Source organism: Mesorhizobium sp. LHD-90, from assembly GCF_030929505.1.
In the GTDB taxonomy this organism is placed as follows: Bacteria; Pseudomonadota; Alphaproteobacteria; order Rhizobiales; family Rhizobiaceae; genus Kumtagia.
Genome location: NZ_JAVFVV010000004.1, coordinates 30,761 through 52,064 on the forward strand (window position 1 = coordinate 30,761; position 21,304 = coordinate 52,064).

General features: G+C 62.4%; 20 protein-coding genes and 2 pseudogenes. 12 read left to right on the top strand and 10 right to left on the bottom strand.

The features are described 5' to 3' along the window. Positions 1-372 precede the first annotated feature (372 nt). From kdpF to RB623_RS06100, 8 genes are all read left to right on the top strand, one after another. Positions 373-462 (top strand): K(+)-transporting ATPase subunit F, encoded by a 90-nt coding sequence (kdpF, locus tag RB623_RS06065; protein ID WP_308055878.1) that lies wholly within the window; start codon positions 373-375, stop codon positions 460-462. Positions 463-485: 23 nt separating this feature from the next. Beyond that, positions 486-2,189 carry a potassium-transporting ATPase subunit KdpA gene (kdpA, locus tag RB623_RS06070; protein WP_308055879.1) on the top strand — a complete coding sequence of 568 codons (1,704 nt, stop codon included), beginning with the start codon at positions 486-488 and terminating at the stop codon, positions 2,187-2,189. Between the two features lie 10 nt (positions 2,190-2,199). Next, positions 2,200-2,406, top strand: a complete 207-nt coding sequence (locus RB623_RS06075) for a hypothetical protein (protein ID WP_308055880.1) — start codon at positions 2,200-2,202, stop codon at positions 2,404-2,406. Then, complete coding sequence (kdpB, locus tag RB623_RS06080; RefSeq protein WP_308055881.1) at positions 2,403-4,457, top strand: potassium-transporting ATPase subunit KdpB; 2,055 nt, start codon at positions 2,403-2,405, stop codon at positions 4,455-4,457. Before RB623_RS06075 ends, kdpB begins: the two co-directional genes overlap by 4 nt. A gap of 12 nt (positions 4,458-4,469) precedes the next feature. Beyond that, positions 4,470-5,039 carry a potassium-transporting ATPase subunit KdpC gene (kdpC, locus tag RB623_RS06085; protein WP_308055882.1) on the top strand — a complete coding sequence of 190 codons (570 nt, stop codon included), beginning with the start codon at positions 4,470-4,472 and terminating at the stop codon, positions 5,037-5,039. Between the two features lie 61 nt (positions 5,040-5,100). Then, positions 5,101-7,809, top strand: coding sequence for a sensor histidine kinase KdpD (locus tag RB623_RS06090; protein WP_308055883.1), 2,709 nt, complete (start codon positions 5,101-5,103; stop codon positions 7,807-7,809). Further along, entirely contained in the window at positions 7,806-8,495 is a 690-nt protein-coding gene (locus tag RB623_RS06095) for a response regulator transcription factor (protein ID WP_308055884.1), read from the top strand. The genes RB623_RS06090 and RB623_RS06095 overlap by 4 nt, the downstream gene beginning before the upstream one ends. A gap of 52 nt (positions 8,496-8,547) precedes the next feature. Continuing rightward, the gene (locus tag RB623_RS06100; protein WP_308055885.1) at positions 8,548-8,835 is read left to right on the top strand and encodes a hypothetical protein; all 288 of its coding nucleotides are present in this window, start codon (positions 8,548-8,550) and stop codon (positions 8,833-8,835) included. Between the two features lie 246 nt (positions 8,836-9,081). Here the strand turns inward: RB623_RS06100 and RB623_RS06105 are convergent, their stop codons facing one another. The 6 genes from RB623_RS06105 to RB623_RS06130 form a co-directional block, all read right to left on the bottom strand. Next, complete coding sequence (locus RB623_RS06105) at positions 9,082-9,876, bottom strand: SDR family oxidoreductase (protein ID WP_308055886.1); 795 nt, start codon at positions 9,874-9,876, stop codon at positions 9,082-9,084. A gap of 64 nt (positions 9,877-9,940) precedes the next feature. Further along, positions 9,941-10,717, bottom strand: a complete 777-nt coding sequence (locus RB623_RS06110) for a hypothetical protein (protein WP_308055887.1) — start codon at positions 10,715-10,717, stop codon at positions 9,941-9,943. A gap of 10 nt (positions 10,718-10,727) precedes the next feature. After that, a complete protein-coding gene (locus RB623_RS06115; protein WP_308055888.1) occupies positions 10,728-11,309 on the bottom strand; it encodes a protein-S-isoprenylcysteine O-methyltransferase in 582 nt (193 codons plus the stop codon). A 76-nt stretch (positions 11,310-11,385) separates the two neighbouring features. Next, on the bottom strand, positions 11,386-11,991 hold the full coding sequence (locus tag RB623_RS06120) for a hypothetical protein (RefSeq protein WP_308056196.1): 606 nt from the start codon (positions 11,989-11,991) through the stop codon (positions 11,386-11,388). Between the two features lie 212 nt (positions 11,992-12,203). Then, the gene (locus tag RB623_RS06125; RefSeq protein ID WP_308055889.1) at positions 12,204-12,338 is read right to left on the bottom strand and encodes an ABC transporter; all 135 of its coding nucleotides are present in this window, start codon (positions 12,336-12,338) and stop codon (positions 12,204-12,206) included. Between the two features lie 176 nt (positions 12,339-12,514). After that, complete coding sequence (locus tag RB623_RS06130) at positions 12,515-13,099, bottom strand: L,D-transpeptidase (RefSeq protein WP_308055890.1); 585 nt, start codon at positions 13,097-13,099, stop codon at positions 12,515-12,517. A 252-nt stretch (positions 13,100-13,351) separates the two neighbouring features. Between RB623_RS06130 and RB623_RS06135 the strand changes: the two genes are divergently transcribed. The 3 genes from RB623_RS06135 to RB623_RS06145 all read left to right on the top strand — a co-directional run bounded on the left by RB623_RS06135 (position 13,352) and on the right by RB623_RS06145 (position 17,348). Beyond that, positions 13,352-14,107 (top strand): SDR family NAD(P)-dependent oxidoreductase, encoded by a 756-nt coding sequence (locus tag RB623_RS06135; protein ID WP_308055891.1) that lies wholly within the window; start codon positions 13,352-13,354, stop codon positions 14,105-14,107. 308 nt (positions 14,108-14,415) lie between these two features. Next, positions 14,416-17,064: an RHS repeat-associated core domain-containing protein gene (locus RB623_RS06140; protein ID WP_308055892.1), complete on the top strand. Its 2,649-nt coding sequence runs from the start codon at positions 14,416-14,418 to the stop codon at positions 17,062-17,064. Next, complete coding sequence (locus RB623_RS06145; protein ID WP_308055893.1) at positions 17,061-17,348, top strand: hypothetical protein; 288 nt, start codon at positions 17,061-17,063, stop codon at positions 17,346-17,348. The genes RB623_RS06140 and RB623_RS06145 overlap by 4 nt, the downstream gene beginning before the upstream one ends. A 38-nt stretch (positions 17,349-17,386) precedes the next feature. On the opposite strand, the pseudogene RB623_RS06150 reads toward RB623_RS06145, so the two are convergent. Both RB623_RS06150 and RB623_RS06155 read right to left on the bottom strand, forming a co-directional pair. Beyond that, positions 17,387-17,706, bottom strand: a pseudogene (locus tag RB623_RS06150) (hypothetical protein). 19 nt (positions 17,707-17,725) lie between these two features. Then, positions 17,726-17,851, bottom strand: coding sequence for a hypothetical protein (locus RB623_RS06155; protein WP_308055894.1), 126 nt, complete (start codon positions 17,849-17,851; stop codon positions 17,726-17,728). A gap of 479 nt (positions 17,852-18,330) precedes the next feature. On the opposite strand from RB623_RS06155, the pseudogene RB623_RS06160 reads away from it, so the two are divergent. Continuing rightward, positions 18,331-19,477, top strand: a pseudogene (locus tag RB623_RS06160) (IS3 family transposase). Between the two features lie 138 nt (positions 19,478-19,615). Here RB623_RS06160 and RB623_RS06165 read toward each other — a convergent pair. After that, positions 19,616-20,029 carry a hypothetical protein gene (locus RB623_RS06165; RefSeq protein WP_308055895.1) on the bottom strand — a complete coding sequence of 138 codons (414 nt, stop codon included), beginning with the start codon at positions 20,027-20,029 and terminating at the stop codon, positions 19,616-19,618. A gap of 157 nt (positions 20,030-20,186) precedes the next feature. Beyond that, a complete protein-coding gene (locus tag RB623_RS06170) occupies positions 20,187-20,636 on the bottom strand; it encodes a hypothetical protein (RefSeq protein ID WP_308055896.1) in 450 nt (149 codons plus the stop codon). Between the last annotated feature and the right edge of the window lie 668 nt (positions 20,637-21,304).

Below are 21,304 nucleotides of genomic sequence, written 5' to 3' on the forward strand. Positions count from 1 at the left end.
GCAATATATTGAAAAGGTTCGATATTCCGGACTTCTCGAGAAATCCGCAGCGAAGAATCTTTATAGGATTTTTATATCTTTCCCGCCTCGTCTGTCTCGAACCTTAACGGCTCGAGCGCGCATATTTCCTCCGTGAAATTCAACAGAACCGTCACCGCATGCACCGTGCGGCGACGGTGTTTTGGTGCCATGCGCGTGCTTCTTGAATACGTCGGCTTGAAAAGCTGAAGTAGCGGACGCGATAGCTGGCTCCGAGAAGATGTGGAGTCGTCAAAATGGACATCGCCTTGGTTGTCATTGCCCTGGCATTCTTTGGAATATGTCTTGCCTACATCACCGCTTGCGACCGTCTGTAGTCCAAGGACCACGAAAATGCTGTTCGAATACCTTATTGGCGGAGCGGTGACCTTGTTCTTGCTCGCCTACCTCATCTACGCACTCGTTCGCCCCGAACGGTTCTGACCGCCAGCCGGAAAGCCACTTCCATGACCCTAAACGGATGGATCCAGATCCTGCTTTTCTGCGGGCTCATCCTTGTTCTCGTAAGACCGCTCGGCGGCTACATGACCCGCGTGTTCTCGGGCGAGCGCACCTTGCTCTCGCCGGTCCTCGGCCCGCTGGAGCGCGGCCTCTACCGCATCGCCGGCACCGGCGAGCAGGAAGAACAGCACTGGACGACCTACACCGCCGCGCTGTTGTTTTTCAGTATAGCTAGCGTCGTGCTGCTCTACTTCATGCAGCGGTTCCAGGCTGTGCTGCCTTTCAATCCGGCGGAAATGCCTGCGGTCCCGCCGGAACTGGCGTTCAACACCGCTGTCAGTTTCGTAACCAACACGAACTGGCAGAACTACGGCGGCGAAGGCACCATGTCCTACCTGACGCAGATGGCAGGTCTGACCGTGCAGAACTTCGTCTCCGCTGCTGCCGGCATCGCCATCGCCGTCGCCCTGATCCGCGCCTTCTCGCGCAAGTCGATGCGTTCCCTCGGCAATTTCTGGGTCGATCTCACCCGCGCCACCCTCTACGTGCTGTTGCCGATCTGCGTCGTCGGCACGCTCGTCCTTGTCTGGCAGGGCGTTCCGCAGAACCTCAACCCCTATACCGTGGCGACCACGCTCGAAGGCGCCCAGCAGACCATCGCGCAGGGGCCTGTCGCCTCGCAGATGATGATCAAGCATCTCGGCACCAATGGCGGCGGCTTCTTCAACGCCAATGCTTCTCATCCCTTCGAGAGCCCGACGGCGCTGACCAACCTCATCCACATGGTCTCGATCTTCGCCATCGGCGCGGCGCTCACCAACGTCTTCGGCCGCATGGTCGGCAACCAGCGCCAGGGCTGGGCGATCTTCGCCGCCATGGGCATCCTGTTCATCGCCGGTGTCGCAGTCTGCTACTGGGCAGAAGCCGCCGGCAATCCGCTGGTCCATGCGCTCGGCATCGAGGGCGGCAACATGGAAGGCAAGGAGACCCGCTTCGGAATCGCCCTTTCTTCCTTGTTCGCCGTGATCACCACCGCGGCCTCCTGCGGCGCGGTCAACGCCATGCATGGCAGCTTCATGGCCCCGGGCGGGATGATCCCGCTGATCAACATGATGCTCGGCGAGGTCGTGATCGGCGGCGTCGGCGCCGGCCTCTACGGCATGCTGGTGTTCGTCGTGGTCTCGATCTTCATCGCCGGCCTGATGGTCGGCCGCACGCCGGAATATCTCGGCAAGAAGATCGAGGCGAAGGAGGTCAAGATGGCGATGCTTGCCCTCCTCATCCTGCCGCTCTCCATGCTCGGCTTCACCGCGGTTGCCGTGATCCTCGAAACCGGGGTCGCGTCCATGGGCAACCCTGGTCCGCATGGCTTCTCGGAAGCGCTCTATGCCTATGTTTCCGCGACGGCCAACAATGGTTCGGCCTTTGGCGGCCTCACCGGCAACACGGCCTGGTACAACATCACGCTCGGTCTCGCGATGCTGATCGGCCGCTTCGCGATGATCGTGCCGGTGATGGCGATGGCCGGCTCGCTGGTCACCAAGAAGGCGGCGCCCGAATCGGCCGGCACCTTCCCGACCACGGGTCCGCTCTTCATCGGGCTGCTGATCGGCGTGGTGCTGATCATGGGCGGCCTGGAGTTCTTCCCGGCGCTCGCGCTCGGCCCGATCGTCGAGCACCTGGCGACGAGCCTGGGACAGACCTTCTGAGACGACGACAATGACCCGGCTCCCAGCCCCGTTCCGCGGCCGGCGGCGACCTCCTCCCGATGAGGGAGACGGGACGCCGCCGACCTTCCCGACGGCATCCACCTTCCTGCTGATGGCGGCCGCGCTGATCGCGCTGTGGCTGCTGGCCGGCGGGCTGCCGCACATTCTCGGCTGGCCGGACACGCACACAAGAATCGAAGCCGGAGCTTCAAAATGACCCAACCCAAATCCGCGAGCATCATGGATGCCCGCATCCTCGTTCCCGCCCTCGGCGGCGCATTCCGCAAGCTCGATCCGCGCAGCCTTGCGAAGAACCCGGTGATGTTCGTCGTCGCCGTAGTCGCCGCGCTGACCACCATCCTGCTCGTAAAGGACCTGGCCACAGGTGCGGGCAACGTCGGCTTCTCGTTCCAGATCGTGCTGTGGCTCTGGTTCACGGTGCTGTTCGCCAATTTCGCCGAAGCTGTCGCCGAAGGCCGCGGCAAGGCGCAGGCGGAATCGCTGCGTCGCACGCGCACCGAGACGCAGGCCAAACTGCTGGCCAATGGCGGCACCGATTACAAGATGGTTCCAGGCACCAGTCTCAAGGTCGGCGATCTCGTCCTGGTCGAGGCCGGCGACATCATCCCGTCCGACGGCGAGGTGGTCGAGGGTGTGGCCTCGGTCAACGAAGCCGCAATCACCGGCGAATCTGCTCCGGTGATCCGGGAATCCGGCGGCGACCGCTCGGCGGTCACGGGCGGCACCCAGGTGCTCTCCGACTGGATCCGCGTGCGCATCACGGCGGCGGCCGGGTCGACCTTCATCGACCGCATGATCGCGCTTGTCGAGGGCGCAGAGCGCCAGAAGACGCCCAACGAGATCGCGCTCAACATCCTGCTGGCGGGCATGACGCTGATCTTCACCTTCGCGGTCGTGACCATCCCGAGCTTCGCCTCCTACGCCGGCGGCTACATCCCCGTCATCGTGCTGGTGGCGCTGTTCGTGACGCTGATCCCGACCACCATCGGCGCGCTGCTGTCGGCCATCGGCATCGCCGGCATGGATCGGCTGGTGCGCTTCAACGTGCTGGCCATGTCCGGTCGCGCCGTCGAGGCGGCCGGCGACGTCGATACGCTGCTACTCGACAAGACCGGGACGATCACCCTCGGCAATCGCCAGGCGACCGAGCTGCGCCCGGTGAAAGGTGTCAGCGAGCAGGAGCTGGCCGACGCCGCGCAACTCGCCTCGCTGGCCGACGAGACGCCGGAAGGCCGTTCCATCGTCGTGCTGGCCAAGGAAAAATACGGCATCCGCGCCCGCGACATGCAGAGCCTGCACGCCAGCTTCGTGCCGTTCACGGCGCAGAGCCGGATGAGCGGCGTCGACTTCGACGGTTCGGCCATCCGCAAGGGCGCGGTTGACGCGGTGCTGAGATATGTCGACCAGACCGGCGCCCGCGGCAGCGGCGAGACGGTCCGCGAATTGCAGGCCATCGCTGACGAGATCGCCAAGGCCGGCGGCACGCCGCTGGCGGTGGTGCGCGACGGGCGGCTGCTCGGCGTCGTCCATCTCAAGGACATCGTCAAGGGCGGTATCCGCGAGCGTTTCGCCGAACTGCGGCGCATGGGCATCCGCACGGTGATGATCACCGGCGACAACCCGATGACCGCTGCGGCAATCGCCGCCGAGGCCGGCGTCGATGATTTCCTCGCCCAGGCGACGCCCGAGAACAAGCTGTCGCTGATCCGCGAGGAGCAGGCCAAGGGCAAGCTGGTCGCCATGTGCGGCGACGGCACCAATGACGCGCCGGCGCTCGCCCAGGCCGATGTCGGCGTCGCCATGAACACCGGCACGGTCGCAGCGCGCGAGGCCGGCAACATGGTCGACCTCGACAGCGATCCGACAAAACTCATCGAGATCGTCGAGATCGGCAAGCAGCTCCTGATGACGCGCGGCGCGCTGACGACCTTCTCGATCGCCAATGACATCGCCAAATATTTCGCCATCATCCCGGCGATGTTCCTGGCCTTCTACCCGCAGCTCGGCGCGCTCAACATCATGGGGCTTGCCACGCCACAAAGCGCCATCCTTTCGGCGATCATCTTCAACGCGCTGATCATCGTGGCACTGATCCCACTGTCGCTGAGGGGTGTGAAATACAAGGCGGTCGGCGCCGGCGCACTGCTTTCCCGCAATCTGCTCATCTACGGCCTGGGCGGCATCATCGTACCCTTCGTCGGCATCAAGGCCATCGATCTGGCCATCACTGCCCTCGGTCTGGCGTAAAGGAAGAATTCCATGTTGAAACAACTCAAACCAGCGATCGTCATGATCGTCGCACTCACCGTCATCACCGGGTTCATCTATCCTCTCGGCATGACCGGCATCGCCCAGGCGATCTTCCCGCACCAGGCCAATGGCAGCCTGATCGAGCGCAACGGCAAGGTGATCGGCTCGGAGCTGATCGGCCAGGCTTTTGCCGGCGATCAATATTTCCACGGCCGTCCGTCGGCCGCCGGCGACGGCTACAACGCCGCCAGCTCCAGCGGCTCCAACCTCGCTCCGTCCAGCGCCAAGCTGATCGACCGCATCAAGACGGACGCGGAGGTGCTGAAGGCGGAAAACCCGAATGCGGCCGTGCCGATGGATCTCGTCACCACGTCGGGCAGCGGTCTCGACCCGCACATCTCCCCCGAAGCCGCCTATTTCCAGGTGCCGCGCGTGGCCAAGGCGCGAGGAATTGACGAGGCTGCGGTGAGGGCGCTCGTCGACAGCCATTTCGAAGACCGGCAGTTCGGCTTCATGGGCGAACCCGCGGTCAATGTGCTGGTGCTCAATCTCGCTCTCGACGGCGCGGCCTCGCAGTGAGATTAAGGTGCCGAAGCCGCTCGGAGAGTCGGCCTCGGCGCTTCCGGATTGAGAAGGATAGATGCCCGACGACAGCCGCGACAACGAGGCAAGACCCTCACCCGATGCGCTGCTCGAAAATGCCGAGCGCGAGGCGCGCGGACGGCTGAAGATCTTTCTCGGCGCCGCGCCCGGCGTCGGCAAGACCTACGAGATGCTGATGTCGGGCCGGGCGCGCAAGGCGGACGGCATCGACGTTGTGATCGGCGTCGTCGAGACGCACGGCCGCAAGGAGACCGCGGCGCTCGTCGAGGGTTTCGAGGTCATCCCCCGCAAGGAGGTCGACCACAAGGGCCACCTGCTTGGCGAGATGGACATCGACGCCGTGTTGGCGCGCCGCCCGGCATTGGTGCTGGTCGACGAACTGGCACATACCAATGCGGCTGGCAGCCGCCATCCCAAGCGTTATCTCGACGTCGAGGAACTGCTGTCACGCGGCATCGACGTCTACACCACGCTGAACATCCAGCATGTCGAGAGCCTGAACGACGTGGTGGCGCAGATCACCCACGTCCGTGTGCGCGAGACTGTGCCGGATTCGATCATCGACATGGCCGACGACGTCGAGATCATCGACCTCACGCCCGGCGACTTGATCAGGCGCCTGCACGAAGGCAAGGTCTATCTGCCGACCACCGCAAAGCATGCGATCGAGAACTATTTTTCGCCGGGCAACCTGACGGCGCTGCGCGAATTGGCGCTGCGGCGCACCGCCCAGCGGGTCGACGAGCAGTTGCTCAGCCACATGCAGGCCCACGCCATTCCAGGTCCGTGGGCGGCCGGCGACCGGGTGCTGGTTGCTGTCGACGAACGGCCGCGCGGCGCCTCGCTGGTGCGTTATGCCCGCCGGCAGGCCGACCGGCTGCGCGCGCCCTGGGCGGCGCTGCATGTCGAAACGTCGCGCACGATCGGTCTGCCGGAAGCCGACAAGGATCGGCTGGCGGCGACGCTGCGGCTGGCCGAGCAGCTTGGCGGCGAGGCGGTCACCATTCCCGGCCAGGACGTTGCCGGGGAGATCGTCCGCTACGCCGCGGCCAACAATTTCACCCATATCGTCATCGGCAAGCCGGACAAGCCGCGCTGGCGCGAATTCTTCCAAGGATCGGTCACCCACGACCTGATCCGGCTCGCTGGCAATCTCAGCGTGCATGTGACGACCGGCACCGAGCAGGATACCGGTCTGGCGGCTCGCGGCGTGAAGACGGCGGCGCAGCCGGCGCAGCTACAGCCATGGCCCTATGCGGCAGGCACGCTTTATGGTGTGTGTGCACTGGCGGCCGGCTTCGCCCTCGACCAGTTTCTTGACGTGCGCAACATCGCCCTGGTGTTCCTGATGGCCGTGCTGACCTCGGCCGTGACCGCCGGCCTCTGGCCTGCCATCTACACCAGCGTGGCGAGCGCCGTCGCTTTCAATTTCTTCTTTCTCGAGCCCCGCTACACGCTGACCATCCGAGATCCCGAAAGCGTGCTGGCCTTCGTGTTCTTCCTGATCGTGGCGTTGACGGCGAGCAACCTGACTGCCCGCGTGCAGCGGCAGGCGGCGGCGGCGCGGCAGCGGGCCCGCGCCACCGAGGATCTTTATCAGTTCAGCCGCAAGCTCGCCGGCACCGGCACGCTGGACGACGTGTTGTGGGCGACGGCGTTCCAAATCGCCTCCATGCTCAAGCTGCGGGTGGTGCTGCTTTTGCCGGAGAACGGCACGATTGCGGTACGCGCCGGCTATCCGCCCGACGACACGCTGGTGGACGCCGACATCGCCGCGGCGCGCTGGGCGTGGGAGCACGACCGGCCGGCAGGGCGGGGTGCCGATACGCTGCCCGGGGCGAAGCGCCTCTATCTGCCGCTGAAGACCGGTCGCACGGCCGTCGGCGTCGTCGGTCTCGACAACGACAAGCAGGGCCCGCTGCTGACGCCCGAGCAGCAGCGTCTGTTCGATGCGCTGGCCGACCAGGCGGCGCTGGCGATCGAGCGCATACAGCTCGTGGCCGACGTCGACCGGGCGCGGCTGGCGGCCGAAGCCGACCGCCTGCGCTCGGCGCTGCTGACGTCGATCTCGCACGACCTCAAGACGCCCTTGGCGGGAATCATGGGCGCAGCCGGCACGCTGCGCGACCTGTCGTCCTCGCTGCCGGAAACGGACCGGGCGGAACTGCTGGGAACGGTGCTCGACGAATCGGAACGGCTGAACCGCTTCATCGCCAATTTACTCGACATGACGCGGATCGAATCGGGGGCGATCGAGCCCAACTCCGCGCTGCATTATGTCGGCGACATCGTTGGCAGCGCACTGCGCCGCGCCGCAAAGATCACCGCCGGCCACCGCGTCGAGGTCGATTTGCAGCCGGACCTGCCGATGCTCCGGCTCGATCCCGTGCTGTTCGAGCAGGTGCTGTTCAACCTTCTCGACAATGCAGCGAAATACGCGCCGGCCGACACCACGATCGGCATAGACGGCTGGGCGGATGACGGCGCGGTTTTCCTGCGCGTCATGGACGAGGGGCCGGGTATCCCGCCCAAGGATCTGGAGCGGGTGTTCGACACCTTCTACCGCGTGCAAAAAGGCGATCAGGTGCGGGCCGGCACGGGGCTCGGACTGGCGATCTGCCGCGGCTTCGTCGAGGCGATGGGCGGCACGATTTCCGCCGCCAACAGGTCCGACCGGACAGGGGCGGCATTCACCATCCGCATGCCGGTTCCCGGCGAAGCGCCCGACATTGATGAGCAGACATGAGCAGCACAGCCGCGAAAATCCTTGTCGTCGATGACGAGCCGCCGATCCGAAAACTTCTGCGGGTCGGGCTCGCCACCGAAGACTATACGGTGCTGGAGGCGGCCAACGCGCGCGACGCCATCGCGCTGGCCCGCGACGAAAAGCCTGACCTGATCCTGCTCGACCTTGGCCTCCCCGACATGCCGGGCCACGCGCTGCTCGAAAAATGGCGCGCCGAGATGTTCGACGTGCCGATCGTCATCCTGTCCAGCCGCACCGACGAGGCGGGCATCGTGCGGGCGCTCGATCTCGGCGCGGACGACTATGTGACCAAGCCCTTCGGCATGCGCGAATTGATCGCGCGCATCCGCGTTGCGCTGCGGCACAGATTGCAGCAGCAGGGCGAGCGTCCCGTGTTCCAGACCGGGGAACTCTCGGTCGACCTGGTGAAGCGCATCGTCAAGGTCGGCGGCAATGAGATAAAGCTGTCGCCGAAGGAATACGACATTCTTCGCATTCTCGTGCAGCACGCGGGAAAGGTGCTGACGCACCGCTTCCTGCTGGAGCATGTCTGGGGCGGCTCGACCGACGTGCAGTACCTGCGGGTCTATGTGCGACAGTTGCGCCAGAAGATCGAGACGACGCCCGACCAGCCGCACTATATCCTCACCGAGACAGGCGTCGGCTATCGCCTGCGCGTCGACTGAAGCGGCGATTTTCGCGTATGATCGCCGTTCCGCAACCGAGAGGTGCGAAAAGATGGATGTTCAGGCCTTCAAGGATTCGATCGCCGGCCAGCAGCCGCCGGACGGGCTGAGCTTTGCGCTGCAAGCGCTGTGGTGGGATGCCAAGGGCGACTGGGAGACGGCGCATGAGCGCGCGCAGGAGCGCGACGACGCGCCCGGAATGCGTGTGCATGCCTATCTTCACCGCAAGGAGGGAGATCCCTCAAACGCGGCATACTGGTATCGCCGCGCCGGCGCCACGCCTTCGACGCTGTCGCTCGACGCGGAATGGGAGGAACTGGTCAGGGCGTTTCTGGGGTAAGGCCGAAGTCGGAAGGCGGTTGGCCGAACACCAGATCCGACGCCGAACCGGCCGGCCAAAGACCTGCGAACGACACTGATGTCGTCGCACCTCGTTCCGACGTCGTCACGACATTGTCACCCGTAACGTCCGGTCAACCTGTCAGGGCGATGCCTTGTCTGGCCAGTCGGTGATCCCCGCCGACGGCAACTTCTTCGTCTTGCCGCGGACGGTAAGGACTTCATTGGCGTTCGCCGCAGGACACAGTCATTTCCGTTTTCGCTGCAGCCGGCCGACGAGCGGCAGCATCACCGCCGATGGCACGAGCGACGCGGCGAGCACCGTCAGCTTGGCCGACATGCCCGGCACGACCAGGCGACGCTTCAGCCTGAAGCCTCGCCACGCGCGGTCGGCCACGAAATCCGCGTCCGTCTTGGGCAGGAACCGAAAGAGCGCCGCCCGCCTGGCTCCGGCCTTTTCGAGGAATTTCGTCCGGACGGGACCGGGCGCGACACAGGTGACGGTCACGCCCTCGTGGCGCAGTTCCTCGTGGAGCGCGTTGGAGAACGATCTGACGAAGGCTTTGCTGGCGTAGTAGGCGGACATGTAGGGTCCCGGAAGGAATCCGGCCACCGAACCGAGGTTGATAACGCCGCCGCGGCCGCGGGCCACCATTCCAGGCAGAAAGTGGAGCGTCAGAGCGGCAAGCGCGCGAATATTGACATCGACGATGCCGAGCTGGTCCTCGATGGGAAGCGCCGCGGTCTTACCCCGCAAGCCGTAGCCGGCGCTGTTGACCAGCACGTCGCAGGCAAGGCCATGCCCCGACAGAAAATCCGAGAGGCGGGCCGGCGCATCGGCCGACAAGAGGTCAAGTTCGAAGGTCAACGCGTCGCCGCCGGCCTGCCGGATCTCGTTTGCCACCGCGTTCAATTCGCTGGGCGAACGGGCGACGAGCACGGCGACGCCGCGCTCGCGGCGCTCGGATAAGGCCATTGCCCGGCCGATCCCGGCCGACGCGCCGGTGATGACGATGGCTGGCTTGAACGTGTCGGAATTCATCGATCCGTCCTCGCCACGGGTATTCCAGCCAGCCCTCCCGGTGAACGGATGTCACCGCCGCCGTTCATGAACTGGAAATTCTTCGGCCGGCAGGGCCGGCGCCCTCGGCCCGCGTCACCTCGTCTGCGACGCTGCCGTTCAGAATCGCCTCGAACCGCGCCAATGCGCGCGCGACGCTTGCCCCGTCCATGACCCGGTGGTCATAGTGGATGCGGACATCGACCGACCCGTCCTTGTCGATCGTGCCGTAGTTGAGCAGGGTGGTCAGGGGTGTGAGCGGGTTGAGCGATTCGGCCCCGAGACCGGAATAGACGGAAAGCTGGAACGTGCCGAAATAGTTCGGCCGCTGCCGGCCGATGTTCAATCCGAGCCACATCAGCGGCCGTCTCAGGAGGGCCGGCATGCCGGCAATCCTGAGGGCGTGCCGGAACTCCTTGATTTCCATGACCGGGCGCGACCGCGCCGCCTCGATCAAGGTATCGAGTTCCGCGAGCGAGCGGCGCTCCGGCTCCTTGATCCGGCTGAGCAATACTGCACGTTCGCCTTCATGGTCGCGTTCATGCGCAATGGAGGCCACGCTGGATGGATATTCGTAGAGCTGCGGCCAGGGCAGCTTGACGTAGGCGCGCCGCAACTCGGGTGTCTCCGCGGCGAGAAGCGCATATCCCTTCAGGAAGATCGCGGTCCAGGAGGGCCTGGGGCTTGATGCGCTGCGGGCATGCAGCAGCACGCCGATATTCATCCGGCGTTGGACGGTTACGCGCGGCACCGAAATCGAAAACCGCATCAGGTCGCCGACCAGGCGCCGTGGCGCGGAAAGCTTAAGAGCGTGGCCTTTCATGATGCCGTCTCTAATAGATATAGGGGATTATCCGTTTCGTCCGCTCCATGTAGGCAAGGTACTGCGGGCCGAAGTTTTCCACCATCATGCGTTCCTCCTTTCCGACACGCGGAAAGAAAAGGGCCGCAAACCCGATCAGGCCCGCCAGAGCCACAACCCAGTTCGACAACAGGAACGCCTGGCCGAGCGCCATCAGCAGGAATGACGTGTACATCGGGTGGCGTATGAACCTGTATGGTCCTCCGGACACGAGTTTATGCTGTTCGCGAATCTCCAGCGTGACCGACCAGTTCCGGCCGAGTTCCTTGTGGGAAACGCGGAAAAGCCAGAGTGCTGAGGCAAAAAGCACCGTTCCGGCAACGATGGCCCAAAGCCTGGCCGGATAGTCCGCTGCCTGTGGCATGCCGGTGGCGACATAGAATGCGGGAAAGACCGCAAGTCCGAACAGTGCCGAGGCGAGCCCGACCGTTTCGGCGGGCGACCGGCGGCTGCTGACGACCCGGACGCGCTTCGCCCGGCGTTCGAAGGGGTAGCGGATGACGTACCAGGCGACGACGCCGAGCACCCAGATGATCTCGCCGGCCAGGGTCAAGGCGTTGCTCGCATCGGTTCTCCCGGCATTCTGGCGGCTTCAGCGTGGAGGCGATTGCCGGGCGCCATGGCCCGGCTCAGCCGCCGTTCATCTCTCGAAGCTTGGTTACGAACTGCTGCGGCCGCAGCCAGATGCCCGGGGTCTTGTATCCCATGGAGCCCGCAATCGACGCCACGAAGGCGTTGCAGTTGTAAACCGATGCCTGCCAGGTCTTTGTGCTGGCCTGCAGATCGCGGATAAAGGCGACGACCTTCCGATATTCGGCTTCGGTCAGCATCACCCGCCAGCTCGCGGACCTGTACTGCTCCTCCAGGTCACCGTCGCTCCATCCGGTTTCGGCCGGCACGGGCACAAAATGCCCCAAAACGTAGGGAACGGCGCTGTTCGAAGCCGGATGCAGGCCGGCGACCTCCGGATTGACCATCCCGCCAGCGGCGTTCGTCCGCCCGAAAATGACATAAGTGTGGCCATAGCTCAGGGCATAACGGGACCGAAATTCGATGAAGTACCGACCGTCGGTCCGTGCGGCAGCCTGCGAAGTCTTCCCCGGCTGCCGCGTCGTGGCAGGCAGCACGGAAGCCTTCACGCCACTATTATAGTCGGATACAAAGTGCGGCCGCGGACTTTCGTCGCTGGATTGACACGCCGCAAGCAGGAGCGAGCAGAGCGCCACGACCGCCATGCGGCCTTCAGGGAAGCTGGTCACGTCCTGCAATTCCGAAAGGCTTCGCAGCCATCGGCTGCACGCTGTTGCAAGAGCAGCACTGCGCACCACCCAATACAGTCTCGACACGTTTTATGACGACCGCCCATGATCATCAAGGGCGGCCCGCCAAAACCAACGCATCCATGAATGGCCGGACGATACCGCCCGCACCAACTGATGGCCGATGCTTACTTGTAAACAGGAGCCGGTGCCGTGTCCTCAACCACTGCCGGGGCTTTCCCTTTGCCCTTGCCGATGGTCGTGCACGCGCTAAGGCCGGCGACGGCAACGATTGCAGTTACTACGATCAAAATTCTGCTCATTGGGCAGTCCTTTCCCCAGGCGGAATCAATACAAGGTAACGATCCATAGATAGCCGCGAAACGCTTGAGAGCCTAGTGCAGGAAAGACACACTGGACACCAGATCGCCTAAATATGGCGGTTAACAAAGGGTTAGCCGCCGAACCGGCACGAGCAAGGTCAAAGGCGGAGGCCGAATCAGACGACGAGAACCGCCGCGCCCTCCGGGGTGCGTTCGTACAGGTAGATGACATCGTCGTTGGTCAGGCGTATGCACCCGTTCGATACCGCCGTGCCGATCGTCCACGGCTCGTTGGTGCCGTGCAGGCGGAACCTCGTGTCGTTTCCCCCGCGGTAGAGATAAAGCGCGCGCGCGCCAAGCGGGTTGTTCGGCCCGCCGGGAACGCCTCCGGCGTACTGCGCCAGTCGCGGCTTGCGTTTTATCATACTCGCACTAGGGGTCCAGGACGGCCAGACCGCCTTGCGTCCGATCGTCGCCCTTCCCTTCAGCGAAAGCCCCTCCTCACCGACGCCGACCCCATACCGCATGGCGTAGCCGCCACCCTCTATCGAATAGAGATAACGTTGCGAAGTATCGACCACGATCGATCCCACCGGTTCGGTGGAATCATAGGCGACGCGCTGCCGCCTGTAGCGGCGGTCCAGCGTCACGCCAGATGACGAGGAACCGCCAAGACCTCCGATCGTCGGCATGCATCCGCTGGCCATCAGCGCCAGGCCAGCCAGCAAAACCCCGCGCCGTGCAATGTTTTCCGCACTCATTTCGCTTATCATGACCCCCTGATGCGCGCGCACCTTAGCATTCCGGTTCCTTCCATCCAAGTCGGGGAGCGGACCGTCGGCGGCGTTGACGCTTTGCGAACAGGATTGTTGGAGCCGGGTCGAATTAACGCTTGCAAGGCTGGCGGAACACTCCATAGGCGTGACTATGGCGGCGTCGACCGGCGGGTGAGGCCAGCATGACTGCCGCATGCCGTCGCCAAGTGATATGATAGTGGCCTGAAGGGAGCGACGATGAAGCTGGGCTTCGAGGGTAAGGTCGCGATTGTATTCGGCGCAGGCTCCGGAATAGGCGCCGCCGTTTCCCGCCAGCTCGCGGGACAGGGGGCGGAAGTCGTTGTCGCCGACCTCGATGCCGGCGCCGCGCGCAACGTTGCCGCTGAGATCCGCTCGTTGGGGGGCAAGGCTCGTGATTCGGCGGTCGACGTCGCTGATGCCGGGGCTGTGCAAGCGCTGGTCGAGTACGTCGTGCGCGAATGCGGCGGGCTGGACCTTGCTGTGAATAGCGCGGGGGTCGGCGGCGAGCGGCAGTCGACCGCGGACTATCCGCTCGAAGATTGGCGCCGCCTGATGGACGTCAACCTGAACGGCGTCTTCTATTGCATGAAATATGCAATCGCCGCCATGCAGCAGAGGGGCGGAGGCGCCATCGTCAACATGTCGTCCGTTCTGGGTTCGGTCGGTTTGCCGACCGCATGCGCCTATACGGCGGCCAAGCACGGGATTGTGGGACTGACCAAGGTCGCAGCGATGGAATATGCCAGAATGGGCATTCGCATCAATGCGGTCGGACCGGGGTGGATCGACACGCCGATGCTTTCCGAATACCTCGAGGAAGCGACGGTGCGGCGCATGCTGACGCTCCAGCCGATGGGCCGACGCGGAAAACCGGAGGAGGTGGCGGCGCTTGTGTGCTTCCTCCTGTCGGACCAGGCGAGTTTCATAACCGGAAGCTTTCACTTGGTGGACGGGGCCTACACCGCCCATTGAAAGCGACACGCACCGAGCGAACGGCTGTTGCCGCCGGCGCGATCGATCAGCCGGTTGGCCCCGCAGCGGCCAAAAGCGCCAATGGCGGCGCGGATCGTTGGGTTCGAATGGTGGGCGTGACAGGGATTGAACCTGTGACCCCTACGATGTCAACGTCGGGGAAGTCTAAGGAAGACAAGAGCAAGACGCCGCAAAAGGCAGCAAGGTCGCGCAAGTAAAATCAAGGAGATAGCAGGCCCCTCGTGTCACCTGCGTGTCACTGAAGTCGCTTGATACGATCAGACGTTGCGTTTCCGTGCGGAGTCAGAATGCGCCTCAATTGCTGCTGCAAGCGCGGGGCTCGCCGCATCGACACCGTATACGACAAACGCGGAAACGCCGAGAAGGTGAGCCTGCCCTATCACGGCGGCGGCGACGAACAACCGCAGTGGACGGTCACCACTTTCGACTGGGCGGACCGGCCGCTGGTGATCACCAATCCCGATGGCTCTACCCGCACCAATCAGTATCTTTTGTACGGCGGCGTCGACCTGCCGCACACCGACAACGTCCCGTTGGCTGCCGTCAGAATGACCGAGCAACTGAGCACCGGGACGCAGCCCGGGACGACGGTCGATCGTGTGATCGTCACCCATACAAGTACTTGGGATGACGTGATCCGCATCCTTCGTCCGCCCGGAGACGGCTCGCAGGTCAATGAATACCGGACCTATGACCGGTTCCAGCGGCTCACCAACGTGCGAGACACCGGCGGCGCACAATGGACCTATACCTACGACCTCGTCGGCAATCGCCTTTCGGCCTTGGACCCCAATCTGGGCGAATGGACTTACGCCTACGACGACGCCGGCCGTCTGACCCGCCAGACCGACGCCCGCGGTGTAGTCACCAACATGACCTACGACCAGATGGACCGGCTGCTGACGCGCCGGGTTGGGACGAATGGCGAGTTCCTCGTCAACAACACCTATGACCAGGACAATACGTCCACCACGGTGGATTTTAACGTCGGCTATCTGACGACGACAATAAACGACTTCGCCACCTACAGGATGGACTATGACGGCTCCGGACAAGAGCGCAGGCGCGACGTCTGGATCGGGCGCAATCATGAGACGGAAAGCCCGCAGAGCATCGTCACCATCTGGATCGACGATTCCCACAAGCCGGTCCGCATGAGCTACGGCGGTGCCGGCACGCTCGACATCGGAACGGCCACGGACCTATGGCAGTACAACGCCTACAGCGAACTCAACTCCATCCCCGGCTACATCAAGTCCACCGAATACGAGGCGAACGGCAGCACCCGCAAAATCGTCTACACGAAAGATGCGAACGAAACCGGCGTGTCGAGCATATTCAGGTACGACGAAAAGCGCCGCTGGCTGACGGAGATCGAGACCGGGGGACCCGCCGGCAACACACTGCTCTTTCCTATCTATGATCGTGACTTCGTCGGCAGGATAACAAGCATCGACGAAACGTCGACGACGAACGACTGGACCTATGTCTACGACCGGCTCGACCGGCTGACGCAGGCGACCTCTCCGGTAACCAGCCGTTCGGAGGATTTTGTCTATCAGCCGAACGGCAATCTGGTTTCGCGCACCCGGCTCAGCGGCAGCTTTACCTATCCGGCTGGGACTGGTGACAGGCCGCATGCGCCGACCAAACTCGGAACGGTCAATTTCGACTACGACGAGAATGGCAATCTCGAGAATGACGGCACTCGCGTCCTGACCTGGGACAATGCCAACCGGCTCATAAAGGTGGTCAAGGGCACGGCCACGACCACCTTCGCCTACGGGCCGGATGGCGCGCGCGTCAAGAAATCTTCAGGACCGACCACCAGCGCCCCGACGACGGTCATTCTCTACGCCGGCGCCAATATCGAGATCGACGCCAGCGACGGCACGATCGCGGCCAGCGATTACACACGCTATCCGCATCCCGACATCAAAATTGTCGGCACGACAAAATTCTTCCTGCATCGCGACCATCTTTCGTCAGTGCGAGTCGTCACGGATGCGGCCGGCGCATCCGTCGAGTCGACGAACTACGCCGCCTATGGCGAGCAGTTCAACACCAGCTTCGCCACACGCAAGGGCTACATCAGCGAGCGCTTCGACGCCGAGACCGGACTGCTCTACCTCAATGCCCGTTACATGGACCCGGCATGGGGCCGGTTCATCTCCCCTGATACTCTAGACCCGACGTTGCTAGGAGTTGGCACCAACCGGTATGCGTATGCGCAGAACGATCCCATCAACAAGAGTGATCCGAACGGGCATGTAGTCGGACAACCGGACGGAGCCATTGTCGGGGCTGGAGTTGGTGGCTTTTTTGGTGGCCTCTTTGGCGGACTTTTTGGTGGAGCGGGGGGCGCGGCTGTAGGAGCACCTACAGGACCTGGCGCGATAGCAACAGCGGGTGCGGGTGCTACCCTGGGGGCCATAGAAGGGGCGGCGGCAGGTGCCGTTCTTGGTGCTGCGGTGGGGAGTCTATATGATGTAACGTTAGATTGGATGGCGGGCGGCGACGAAGACGAGACGCAGCGTCGCAACCCAGACCTGTCTGGAGTGGCCGCAACACCGCCAGATCCGTTTGAGAACCCGCCTCCCTCAAAGAAGGCGGATAAGGCGTATGGGAATTATCACCGTTCGGTCACCATCAACGGAAAGACCTACGACGTATGGGCAAACATCGAAGTAAACGGCCGCCACGCGACATTGAACAATTTCAGTGTGGAGGCTCGCAGGGCGACGATGTCCCTCGACAATGCAACTGCGGCACAGATTCGAAGCGAGGTGGCGAAGGATCTCAGCCAAAATTTTGACACTGCAACAGTCAATGCTATGCGAATATCGGGCGCAAACAAGGGTAGGTTCATGTCGTTCGACATCGACCTAAAAACGCTTGAGATGTCAAATTTCCGACACTGGAACGCAGGTCAATGATTTTCCGCGAAAAATTGCAAGCCAATCATCGCATGATATTCCAAATTCTTGTGCGATACTGCAATATGAAGCCGGATACGTTTATATATATCGCCCGGGATATGGGATATTCTCCTGGTATATGTGCAATTTTCATTCGAAATTACTACAACATGAGCGAATTTGATGCGAAAACCATGGCGTTTAACAGTCAGGCATGGGGCGAAGGGCGTAAGGTAAACGAACAGCTCCATGATAATTTGGAAAAATTCGTTGAACGCGGCCAAGTTGATCGGATTCCTTAAGAACTGACGCTATGCGACGTGCCGGTGGTGCGGATTGTTCAGCCGGCGGTCTTCGGCTTAAACCTTCGCACGATTACCTCAAACAGCATGTCCGCAATCCACATTGCGCAAACACCGATCAGGAACGCCGCGGCGTGAGTGCTGGCAACATCGTCAGGCGGCGTCGGAAGTCCGATCGACTTGATGTAGAGCAGCACAGGCACTGTGAGGTAGCCCGCCGCCAGAGCGCCGCAGATCGGCGACGCCAGCATCTCGCGCCATTTGAACCGGCGATGCGAGAGTGCCCGCAGGCGCCGCCGGCGAGGCCGGCAGCGAGCACCGTGCCCTTCAGGCCGAGCAGTTCGAGGAAATCGTTCATCGCGCCGGCTCCCGGTGCGTTACGCCTTGCGCCAGTTGGCGCGCAGCCACCACAGGGACATGGAGATGCCGAGCAGGCCACCGCCGAACGCCTCGACGTTAGCGGGCCGCGTCTTCGCTGATCGCAACCTGTTCGTAGCGGTCATCAAACGCTATCTAATGGGACCCGACGAGCGGGCGAGGGCGGAGCTTCGGGGAGCCTTGGCTGAGCGAAGCCAACAAGAACCCCAGGGCGTCGCCGATCGGGCAAGTGTGGCAAATCACGGCGATCATCATGCTGTGACGGGGGATACGTCCTCGGCCTGCGTGCTTACCCTCGCAATGGCCCAGGAAGCGCGCCGCCTCGTCGCTATGGACATCTGGGACAACGACTTCGATACTCGCCGCCCCTATGATAGCGTCCGAAAATCTCGACCCTCGACCGCGTTGCATGTGCTACTATGGGGCGAACTAGCCCTTCGGCAGCCTGAAAGAAGGTGTACTCCTTGCCCGATACGCAGGAAAGTGTCGGGATCGGGGCCAAATACCGAGACTAGAGAACGCGCGGTCACCAGCTTTCCAAAATGGCGAATATCAAGACGTCCCTGCCTCGACCAAGTCGGGACAATCTGAGGGCTACAGGCAGATCATCACGATTTTTGGCGAGCACGAAGCCGGAGCAAAGGCGGGCGATCTGACCCGTGAGCACGGCGACGCTGTATAGCTGGAAGGCGAAGTATGGCGGCATGGACGCGTCCGAGGCCAAGCGCCCGAAGGCCCTGGAGGACGAGAACGCGAAGCTGAGGAAGCTGCTCGCCGACCAGATGCTGGAAACCTCGGCGCTTCGCGAGCTTCTGTCAAAAAATGGTAGGGCCCGCCGCCAAGCGCGAAGCCGTCGCGCATCTGCAGGCCGTCATGGGCCTGTCGGAGCGTCGGGCCTTTTCCTTCGTCGGCGCCGATCGCAAGATGATCCGCTATCGGTCGTGCCGTCCGTCGGAGACGGCACTGCGCGGCCGGCTACGGGATCTTGCCAATGAGCGCCGCCGGTTTGGCTATCGGCGGTTGTTTGTCCTACTGCGGCGGGAAGGCGAGCCATCAGGGATCAACCGCATCTATCGGCTCGACCAGGAAGGAAGGACTGACGGTTCGCAAACGCCGGGCACGGCGGCGAGCGGTAGGCGCGCGAGCGCCGATCCTGGTCGAGGCGAGACCGAATGCGCGCTGGTCACTAGACTTCGTGCACGACCAGTTCGCCTGTGGGCGCCGTTTCCGCGTGCTCAACATCGTCGACGATGTGACGCGCGAATACCTGGCCGCCATCCCCGACACGTCGATCTCCGGTCGCCGCGTCGCCCGCGAGCTGAGCGATCTGATCAGCCGTCGCGGCAAGCCGGACATGATCGTTTCGGACCACGGCACCGAGTTCACCTCAAACGCCATCCTTGCCTGGTCGAAGGATCATCGTATCGAGTGGCACTACATCGCGCCGGGCAAGCCCATGCAGAATGGCTATGTCGAAAGCTTCAACGGCCGGATGCGTGATGAACTCCTGAACGAAAGCCTGTTCTTCGGCCTCGACCATGCTCGCAGCGCCATCGCCGAATGGAGACAGGACTTCAACAACGCGAGACCGCACTCCTCACTCGGATACCAGACCCCGGCGGCCTTCGCCGGAACCCTCGCCGCAACCGGCTACGACGCTTCGCTCGATAAGGGCTTCGCGTCTCCGCCGGTTGCAACCCGCGCCCTACGGCGTAACACAAACGGCTGAGGCTCTAATCGCTGCTGGATGAAAGTTCAGTGGCAGGTCACCCTCACCAGGCAACAGGACAGGATCGCCGCAAGCACCCGCTTTCACTGGTGGCCACGCATCAAGCAGCAGCCAACGATCAGGAAGTGATCAGGCGGAGGTGGTATTAGAGGCACATCATTCAATGGGCGGTACTGTATGAGAGGTCGTGCTTCATGAAAAGAAAGTGGCGGATAAGAAGCATAGCAGGATTGGATGGCCGTTCCGCATAAAGTTCAGTAAGATCAGTCGTCAGAACCGACTCGCCGAATTGCCACTCTACTTCTGTCTTTTCACCATATTTATTGGAGGCGTCGTACATTCGGTATGTCCAACCTGGCAAAACTTGCGTTGCCAGCTGAGCGGCAGCGGTTTCGCAGGTCGTATAGGGTGGCACGTCTGATTGATCCCCACTAATCAGAAACAGGTGCAAAATTTTGTCGAGTTGATGAGATCCACCCCAAAAATCTTCAAACAAGTCAATGAGAAACCTGAAATCGGTTGCGTCCGCAGCGTTTATCCCGCGCGAGGCGTTTAGTGTGGTCGTCTGGTTCATGTTGCTAATAGCCCTTTTTTGGGAATACGTTTCATTTGAGTCTCAACTACCCCGCAGGGGAACCAAGGGCGTATTTAGTCAGGAAGCGTCCTGGCAGGGATGAGGGGGCACCTCGAGCCAGTGACAAAGCTCGAGGTGACTACGATACGCGGAAAGACTATTGGGCGGAGGTTGACAACTCCGCCGCCCGCTCGTCCGCGATGCGCTGAATAGACCGCTTCGCCACGAGGAAGCTGTAAATCAGGGCAGTGGCGGGATAGCCGGATGGCTTCCGCATGATGTCGCTCCCGAAGTAGAGCGCCGGATGACCTTTGCAAGCCTCAGGCCATTCCTGCTCAAACTTGGGCCCGTACGATGGGTGCTGAAAGTCTGGCATGACCCAAACGTCATCGGCAACAGCACCCGACATGAGCTGCCACGTCCACCCTGGCAGGGCGCGATGGACCAATTCGACCGCGGCATCGATCGATGCGGTGTAGTAGGGAACTTGCGGGAGGTCGGCGTCTCCCACGAAGGTCCTGTGGAGAAGGACGTCAGTGCCGCGGTCGGGCTCGTACACTTCTTTGAGAAGCGACACAAGAAACTGGATATTTTCAGGGAAAAGCATTTATATTCTCTGCGTTATTACCACTCCTGATAGTTAGGTTGCTATCGATGGAAATCGTAGTAGCTACCAGCACTACGTCTATGGGACAAATGACGATTATGAGGCACGTGCTCTGTTAGGTGATGCCGTCGACGCAGTCGTTGGGCGACCTCGGCCATAAAATGCAACGATGTTAGGGGCCTGTCGGCGCAGTCATGCTGGCAACGCCAGGATTATCAGCTGGCGTTCCCGGATGTAGGCGATCACCGCGAAGGGGCCGTCCGACACAATCGCTGGCGCGGGACAGGCGAACGCCTCCTCAATACTCTGGCTGACGACCTATGTCAGTGGGCGTGCAATTCTCCGCAAGAGTGGACTTTGATAATGCCCTGATCCAACTACCTTGTGCCCGACGAGGCTGGGTAAGGCCCAGCTCGTCTTGCAAGGACCGGATGAACACGGCAATGACCTGAGAGTACGAGCGGTGGGCGTGGCGAATCCACTGCGGGTGAGACCGGCATGACATCATATTACCCCGAAATCTGAAAAATTTCTCGCAGCGTATGTGGCCCCATAGGCCGCGCGACCTCTTTCTCCGCTAAGAAAAGGGTGTACTCCTTGTGCAAACAGCCGGTGATCGCAACGTAAGCGGACTGCACGGCTCCGGCTAGAGAACGCGAGGCTGCGGT

Excerpts from the sequence above, each read along its gene's own strand:
- kdpF (WP_308055878.1), top strand. The coding sequence starts at position 373 with ATGCTGTTCGAATACCTTATTGGCGGAGCGGTGACCTTGTTCTTGCTC.
- kdpA (WP_308055879.1), top strand. The coding sequence starts at position 486 with ATGACCCTAAACGGATGGATCCAGATCCTGCTTTTCTGCGGGCTCATC.
- RB623_RS06075 (WP_308055880.1), top strand. The coding sequence starts at position 2,200 with ATGACCCGGCTCCCAGCCCCGTTCCGCGGCCGGCGGCGACCTCCTCCC.
- kdpB (WP_308055881.1), top strand. The coding sequence starts at position 2,403 with ATGACCCAACCCAAATCCGCGAGCATCATGGATGCCCGCATCCTCGTT.
- kdpC (WP_308055882.1), top strand. The coding sequence starts at position 4,470 with ATGTTGAAACAACTCAAACCAGCGATCGTCATGATCGTCGCACTCACC.
- RB623_RS06090 (WP_308055883.1), top strand. The coding sequence starts at position 5,101 with ATGCCCGACGACAGCCGCGACAACGAGGCAAGACCCTCACCCGATGCG.
- RB623_RS06095 (WP_308055884.1), top strand. The coding sequence starts at position 7,806 with ATGAGCAGCACAGCCGCGAAAATCCTTGTCGTCGATGACGAGCCGCCG.
- RB623_RS06100 (WP_308055885.1), top strand. The coding sequence starts at position 8,548 with ATGGATGTTCAGGCCTTCAAGGATTCGATCGCCGGCCAGCAGCCGCCG.
- RB623_RS06105 (WP_308055886.1), bottom strand. The coding sequence starts at position 9,876 with ATGAATTCCGACACGTTCAAGCCAGCCATCGTCATCACCGGCGCGTCG.
- RB623_RS06110 (WP_308055887.1), bottom strand. The coding sequence starts at position 10,717 with ATGAAAGGCCACGCTCTTAAGCTTTCCGCGCCACGGCGCCTGGTCGGC.
- RB623_RS06120 (WP_308056196.1), bottom strand. The coding sequence starts at position 11,991 with ATGGCGGTCGTGGCGCTCTGCTCGCTCCTGCTTGCGGCGTGTCAATCC.
- RB623_RS06125 (WP_308055889.1), bottom strand. The coding sequence starts at position 12,338 with ATGAGCAGAATTTTGATCGTAGTAACTGCAATCGTTGCCGTCGCCGGC.
- RB623_RS06130 (WP_308055890.1), bottom strand. The coding sequence starts at position 13,099 with ATGAGTGCGGAAAACATTGCACGGCGCGGGGTTTTGCTGGCTGGCCTG.
- RB623_RS06135 (WP_308055891.1), top strand. The coding sequence starts at position 13,352 with ATGAAGCTGGGCTTCGAGGGTAAGGTCGCGATTGTATTCGGCGCAGGC.
- RB623_RS06140 (WP_308055892.1), top strand. The coding sequence starts at position 14,416 with ATGCGCCTCAATTGCTGCTGCAAGCGCGGGGCTCGCCGCATCGACACC.
- RB623_RS06145 (WP_308055893.1), top strand. The coding sequence starts at position 17,061 with ATGATTTTCCGCGAAAAATTGCAAGCCAATCATCGCATGATATTCCAA.
- RB623_RS06155 (WP_308055894.1), bottom strand. The coding sequence starts at position 17,851 with ATGACCGCTACGAACAGGTTGCGATCAGCGAAGACGCGGCCCGCTAAC.
- RB623_RS06165 (WP_308055895.1), bottom strand. The coding sequence starts at position 20,029 with ATGAACCAGACGACCACACTAAACGCCTCGCGCGGGATAAACGCTGCG.
- RB623_RS06170 (WP_308055896.1), bottom strand. The coding sequence starts at position 20,636 with ATGCTTTTCCCTGAAAATATCCAGTTTCTTGTGTCGCTTCTCAAAGAA.